The following is a 6,878-nucleotide window of genomic DNA, read 5'->3' on the forward strand; positions in this document are numbered from 1 at the left end:
CACTAATCTACATATTTATACTCAAAGCGTAATAATGTATCCCCATTCTTCCTCCTATCATGCGTATACGTAAACCCTATCTTTTCTAACAAATTTCTTGACTTCATATTCTTCGTTTTAATTCGTGCCTTTAATGTAGTAAGCTTCAAATCATAAATAGCATATTGAATGGCTGCATAAGCTGCTTCAGTCGCATAACCTTTCCCCCAAAACTTCGGATTAAGCAAATACATAATCTCTCCCTCTTCTGTTCCATCTATGTATCTTAATCCGCAATGCCCAAGTAATTCTCCGCTTATTTTATGAAATAAAAACCATACACCAAATCCATTCTGCTTCTAATGTGAAATGAGTTGATCAATATACTGCTCAGCTTCTTCTCGCAACATTCCCCTTGCGACTGCTAGCCACTTACCTACTTCCTCTTGTTTGACGATTTCATAGAACTCATCCCGATTTTCCATGCTTGGTCGTCTCATATATAGCCTCTTTGTTTCTATATCCTTCCTCATAAGTATATTTCCCCTTTTATCTGATAGATTAGTAAATTATACCATACTAACTCCTTCATCACTGCAATGAGAAAGTATATCTATAAATAAAAACAGACTATCGTATAAAACGAAGTCTGCTCTTTAAATCATAACCTTTACTTTTTAATATCGGTCCATTTTAAAGTTGTTGCTGGTCCAAATTGATGTACGTATAAATTCTTAACGTATGGCTTTTGTAAATACGATAATCCGTGCTGAAATACCGGTGCAATGACCGCATCTTCAAGCAACATTTTTTCCGCATCCTGCATTGCTTTCCAGCGTGTCTGTTCATCATTTCCTAACTCTAGTTTTATCTTTTTCAGTAATGCATCGTACTCTGGATTTGCATATCCCGTATTATTCACTCCATTTTCAGAAAGAAAAACCTCTAAATATGTCATGGGATCTGGATAATCTGGTAACCAACGTGATAATGACATTTCATATTCTTTCTTTTTCTCTAATGCTAGTTTTTGAGAATGAGGTTGTAACTTTACGTTTATCGTCAAACCTGGAAGATTCTTTTCAAGCTGCTCTTTAATGTACTCTCCAACTTTTTTAAAGTTTTCTAAATCGTAGTTTAACATCTCAATCGTAACTTCATTTGTTCCTGTTTCTTGTTTTGCTTTTTCCCAATATTCTTTCGCCTGTTTCACATTTGTTTTATTAAATTCTGTCGTCGTTTCTCTAAAATCTTTATTATCTGAATCTAATAAGAAGCCACTTGGAATATAGTAATTGGCAGGTTCTGATCCGTCATTTAAAAAAGATGTAGCAAGATCCTTTTTATCAAAAGCCATACTTAAAGCTAGGCGTGCATGTTTATTTTTCAAAATCGGTACACTTTCATTAAAACGAAAGAAATACATAATAGGATCCGTAAATTGTTTCAGTTCTTTATTGTTCTTATATTTATCAACAAATTCTGTTGAAATAACAGCTCGATCAATTTTATTTGTTTCATATAAATTCACGACAGTTGAAATGTCTTTTACAATTTGATAGTTGATTTCATCTAGTTTTACCTCTTTTTTATCCCAATATTGATTGTTCTTTTTCATAGTGAAACTTGCTTCATGTTTCCACTCCGATAATGTGAACGGGCCATTATATACAGTTTTATCAGCTTCTAAACCGTATTTCTCTCTTTGTTCCTTTGCATATTTTTCATGAATTGGATAAAAAGTTGGTAAACAAAGTAACTTCGTAAAGTACGGCACAGGATGCTCTAATTCTACAACAAAAGTTTTATTATCTATTGCTTTTACCCCTAGTTCGTCTAATCCTAATTGCTGTTTATTGATCTTTTCTGCATTTTTCACATCATACATAATATAAGCATATTGTGAAGCTGTTTCTGGATTGATCACTTGTTTCCATGCATAAACAAAATCATGTGCTGTGACAAGGTCTCCATTTGACCATTTTGCTTCACGCAAATGAAATGTATATCTTTTACCATCTTGACTCACTTCATAATTTTGAGCCATTCCTGCAATGACTTCATCATCTTTTGATAATCGAAATAGCCCTTCCATCACATTGTTTAAAACGTTAAACGAAATCGCATCTGTCACTTTTCCTGAGTTCAATGATGGGATTTCTCCTGTTTCCGTTAATTGTAATACTTTCTTCTCTTCTTTCGAATTCGTCGTTGATTGTTCTGCACTACAACCAACTAAAAAGGAAGAAGCCAGTAACATACTAATGAATGAAATACGAATAACCTGATTCATTTCCATCCTCCTATCATTTTTGATTATGGTAAATAACGCCGAGCTCCGGCATATTCTTCGATATATCCAGGTGTGTCTACCGGAATAATCTCAACCGTTCTTCCCGCTTTCGGAGAGTGAATCATCTTTCCATCCCCAATGTACATTCCTACATGATGAACATTTCCTTTTCCACCATCATGAGCAAAGAAAATTAAATCTCCTTTTTGTAACTGTTCTTTTTCTACCGCCATGCCAGCTTTTGACTGTGGGCCTGAATCACGCGGAATGGTAATACCATGTGATTGGTAAATCGTATGTGTAAATCCAGAGCAATCAAATCCAAATCCACTTGTACCAGCCCATATATATGGCAGTCCTAAAAATACTTTACCTGTATTCACTAAATCGTCCCCTGTTGGCATCGGTATATCATTTTGTGAATGGTATACCGTACCATCTTTTTTACGTAACCAAGCTTTTTGACCATTTGGTAATAGAACACGATATGAAATGGTATCTTCGCTTACAAGTGGCAAACGTGTATTATAACTGACCTCTAACGATTTGTTTTTGTCGGAAGGATTGATATATAAGATGGCTGTAGGTTTTGTAATTAAAACAAAGGACTGATTTTTCTTATCCGCAAATTCTTGGTGATACGTTAGTTGTTTTTCTGGCATCCATCCTGGATAACCTTGTTCATTTCTTGGCGTCGGTTGTCCATGTACAATGACTTTCACCCATTCTTCTTGCCTTTCAATAACGGTTACTTCCTGCCCTAATAACGCTTGTGTTTCCAGCTTATTTGTATTTGTTAACCAAAGCTTTTCATCAAGTGTCATAGATTTCGTCCACTTCCATAGATCCACAGGATTGCTTGCGCTCGGCTCATCAATGGGACGAAGTAGATTCGGACCAGTCCATAGCGTTGCAGCGGCAACATCAATGAAAGCTGTATTTCCTATTCTTTCTTTCGCACTTACTGCTGAGAAAGATGAAAAGAGAAATAGACTTGTTAATAATGTAGTCCCCACTTTTTTCATACAAATCCTCCTTAAAAAAATCATTTGCTAGTTTATCATTCTTTGAAACAATAACTCTTCTAAAACTGTAAGTTTACCTTCGCTCCGCTATAACTGATTCCTTCTGGCTCTTCCATTAGCCATAACGGCGCATCAAGATCAACATAATGAATATTCGGATGCGCAGCCGCTATATGCGCTGCGGCTGTTACAGAAAGCGATGATTCCATCATGCTGCCAATCATACATTTCACACCTGCCGCTTCTGCGACATCAGCAATTTTCCATGCCTGGCGTATCCCGCCACATTTCATTAATTTAATGTTTATGCAATCAACATAATGTCCTTGAACAAGCTTTAATGCATCTTCCGCTGAAAAAATACTTTCATCAGCCATAATTGGTATATATACATGATTCTTGACATATTTCAATCCTTCCCAATCTTGCGCATGAACAGGCTGTTCGATAAATTCGATATTTACATTTCTCTTTTCCATTTCTTTAATAATGGAAACGGCCTCTTTCGGTTCCCATCCTTGATTGGCATCCAACCGGAGCGCAATATCCTTCGGTATGATATTTTTAATGGCCTCAATTCGCTCTAAATCTAACCGAGCGGATTGGCCAACTTTAATCTTTAACGTTTGAAATCCTTTTTCCACATGCTTTTTCGCTTCTTTTGCCATCGATATAGGATCATCAACACTTACCGTAATATCTGTATAAAATTCCTTCTTTCCACCCAATAAGGCATAAAGCGGGATGTTATGAAATTGACAATACGCATCATATAAAGCAATATCTACTGCTGCCTTCGCGCTCGTATTTCCAATACAACTCTTTTGAACATATGATAATAAGGAATGAAGTTGCTCAATCTCTTTTCCTATTAAACTAGAGCGAATCGGTCCTAAAATCGCCTCTTCAATTCCACTTGCAAAATCACCTGTAATAACCGGAGTTGGAGCAGCAGCTCCTCTTCCTACCATTCCATTATCTATATGGAGAAAAACGTCAATACTTTCAATCTCTGTTACAGTGCGCAGCGCTGTTTTAAACGGAGTATGAAGTTCAATCAATCGGCGCTTTACCTTTACATCTATAATTTTCAAATTTCCCACCCTTTCCTCTTTGTCCAATAAAAAAATCCAGCCATAAGAAAAGCGTCTTACGGCTGGATTTTGTCTATGAAGAAGTAGACAAAGCAGCAATCTGATTATATTTTTTCTGTGCGTCCTTTAACGCTACAAGTAGTGCCTTTTGCGATGAGCCAAAATAACGCCCTTTAATTTCATCAGCTAGATGCGAATCGTTTATATTTTTATGTAAAAATAAATGCTTTACAAACTGAGAAGTTAAGGCAATAGTTGCGGAGCAATCTGCATCTATAATTTCTCCTGTATCTCTCTCCAGTACGAATGCTACAAAATAACTTTTAAACTTTTCAGTAATCGGATTATTTTGAGGCGCTTTTGCATCCCCTACGATGTAGATCGTATTAGAAGCGTACACATGTATCTTCCTTTCTTATGCAAGGGTAGCATTTTTCTTAACAAGCGTATAAACTGTAAATCCATCGGTTAGTTGACCGAATTCCTCCTCTTGCATCAAGAGTTTTATTTTCATGCTAATAAACATATATCTAATACTAATTAGATCCAAGACTTTGGCTAACACCAATCAAAATTCATCTCCCACCGGGCTAAGTCCTCACATTCATTGAAGATAGGAGACTTCTTTCGGAAATACGTTAAAAAAGAGTGTGCTTATTAAAATTATATATAATTAACAGAATTTTTACAATATTTTATCTCAAGAATTATTCAAACTGACCCCCTTCAGGAAAAATATAATTTATAGACGCACTTCATACTACTCTATATACAAGTAAAGTGTGAAACTTCAATCTTCCTTATATATGTAACAACTTACAGTACATCAACAGTAACAAAAAAACAGTCAGCTCTCGCTAACTATTTTTTATGTACAATTATAATTATTCAGTTAATATGAAAATTGTTTCATCCGGCTTCGAAAAATGGTACTCTTTTCTTGCAAATTGCAAAATTTCTTCCTCATTATTTGTTAAATTTTCAACCTTTGCCTCTAAATACTCAGAATCTTTCTTTAAATATACAAGTTGTTTTTGTTGCTTTTCAACTATAACACGCTTCTTTTGAATCATTTCCTGTTGCTTTGTAAGTATATATTGCACATAAAGTGTTGAGGAGACAATAAATAGAAGTGCGAGAAGAAAACGCCTTATTTTTTTCTTATTTATAACTCGATATTCGTTAGACTGCGATTGATGTTGCATTGTATTAGGAACATTTACCTTTTTGAGTTTCCTCATCATTGGAATCCTCCTAACCCATTTTATTTTACTGCCTTCCATATGAGCTTGTATGATTCTAAATTCTCCTCATATAAAACAAGCTCCTCTATAAAAAAATCTCATTAATCAATCAATTCCAGATAGCTTTCGACGACATCTTTATATTTCAGCTGAATATTTTATTTTTTGTGCTGTAAAATTGTAGTTTACGCTACTTCATCCGTTACTTGTCAAATTATGCCTTCAAAAAACGAACAGCGGTAAAATTGCTATTATTTCTTGCTTTGATTATATTTCTGTATCAACATACTTTAATACACTTCGTTATATTCCGATAGAGAATGAAAAGCTTCTTTTTAGTTTACATAACATAATTATTTGAAGTCATATTCTTTTGTATTATTTTTTGAATTCATTTTTTATTTTTTTGTGTATCTAAATCTAAAAAACAAAAATTGCAAATAAAAAGAAAAATCTTATTTTTGTTTTCAATCAAAAATAAGATTTTTCTTTTTATTTAAATTAATCTATAACAATTTTGTCTTCTTCCTTTCCCTGTCTCTTTCAGTACATACGACTTCGCAACAAGCGCTGTTAAGGAATCTGTTAATGTTTTATACGATAAATTAGATAGCGCCAATAAATCATTTGTATACAGCATCCTATGTTTTTCTAATAATAACAATATGAGCCGTTCAGAGGGCTTTAACATTTCATCACTTTCGAGTATAAAATCTATATTTTTCATAAAAACTTATATTTCCCCTTAATATAAAAACGAATATTTTCTATCAATTATTATAAAAATATTATATAACAAAAGTTCATTTATATCAAAATAGTTTTTCTTTACACTATAACTATACCAAACTAATATTGTATAAACTTCCTAATGTAACCTTCTACTAGAAAAGTTCTTTCTATTTTGTATTTTTTCATTTACACAAAATATTTTATACTCTCGATTAGCTTCACCATGATAATCAAATCTATCAGTATTTTTAATAACATATATAGTATTTCCTAACAAAAAGGCTCCGTAGATGAAGGAGGCCACTGAAAAACTTACGTTTTTCGGTTTATAAACCAGATACAAAACAAGAAAGATGACTTTTCATTCAATTTTGAATGAAAAGTCGTCTTTCTCTTTATTCTTTTTTACTTTGTTTCTTTCATCAAGGTTAGGATTCGTTTTAAATTGACAGCGAATATAGCCATTGCACCTTGCAGTTGCATACCAATCAGACCCGAGGAAGATGCCACA

Annotated in this window: 6 protein-coding genes and 1 pseudogene; all 7 read right to left on the reverse strand. The window is 33.9% G+C overall.

Annotation, left to right across the window (positions count from 1 at the left end):
• Positions 1–2 precede the first annotated feature (2 nt).
• Positions 3–512, reverse strand: a pseudogene (locus tag MR059_RS07005) (GNAT family N-acetyltransferase).
• 137 nt (positions 513–649) lie between these two features.
• Positions 650–2,272 carry a peptide ABC transporter substrate-binding protein gene (locus MR059_RS07010; RefSeq protein ID WP_242161680.1) on the reverse strand — a complete coding sequence of 541 codons (1,623 nt, stop codon included), beginning with the start codon at positions 2,270–2,272 and terminating at the stop codon, positions 650–652.
• 23 nt (positions 2,273–2,295) lie between these two features.
• The gene (locus MR059_RS07015) at positions 2,296–3,297 is read right to left on the reverse strand and encodes a C40 family peptidase (RefSeq protein ID WP_242161681.1); all 1,002 of its coding nucleotides are present in this window, start codon (positions 3,295–3,297) and stop codon (positions 2,296–2,298) included.
• 59 nt (positions 3,298–3,356) lie between these two features.
• Positions 3,357–4,391, reverse strand: a complete 1,035-nt coding sequence (locus MR059_RS07020) for a dipeptide epimerase (protein ID WP_041810393.1) — start codon at positions 4,389–4,391, stop codon at positions 3,357–3,359.
• 73 nt (positions 4,392–4,464) lie between these two features.
• The gene (locus tag MR059_RS07025; RefSeq protein ID WP_012094415.1) at positions 4,465–4,791 is read right to left on the reverse strand and encodes a DUF3870 domain-containing protein; all 327 of its coding nucleotides are present in this window, start codon (positions 4,789–4,791) and stop codon (positions 4,465–4,467) included.
• Between the two features lie 484 nt (positions 4,792–5,275).
• Positions 5,276–5,632: an FtsB family cell division protein gene (locus MR059_RS07030; RefSeq protein WP_041810395.1), complete on the reverse strand. Its 357-nt coding sequence runs from the start codon at positions 5,630–5,632 to the stop codon at positions 5,276–5,278.
• Positions 5,633–6,131: 499 nt separating this feature from the next.
• Positions 6,132–6,362, reverse strand: coding sequence for a hypothetical protein (locus tag MR059_RS07035; protein ID WP_012094417.1), 231 nt, complete (start codon positions 6,360–6,362; stop codon positions 6,132–6,134).
• Positions 6,363–6,878: the final 516 nt, after the last annotated feature.

The sequence above is a fragment of the Bacillus cereus group sp. BfR-BA-01522 genome (assembly GCF_022662635.1).
In the GTDB taxonomy this organism is placed as follows: domain Bacteria; phylum Bacillota; class Bacilli; order Bacillales; family Bacillaceae_G; genus Bacillus_A; species Bacillus_A cytotoxicus.

Bases quoted from the DNA above. Each gene is read 5' to 3' on its own strand.
- MR059_RS07010 (WP_242161680.1), bottom strand. From the start codon at position 2,272: ATGAATCAGGTTATTCGTATTTCATTCATTAGTATGTTACTGGCTTCT.
- MR059_RS07015 (WP_242161681.1), bottom strand. From the start codon at position 3,297: ATGAAAAAAGTGGGGACTACATTATTAACAAGTCTATTTCTCTTTTCA.
- MR059_RS07030 (WP_041810395.1), bottom strand. From the start codon at position 5,632: ATGAGGAAACTCAAAAAGGTAAATGTTCCTAATACAATGCAACATCAA.
- MR059_RS07035 (WP_012094417.1), bottom strand. From the start codon at position 6,362: ATGAAAAATATAGATTTTATACTCGAAAGTGATGAAATGTTAAAGCCC.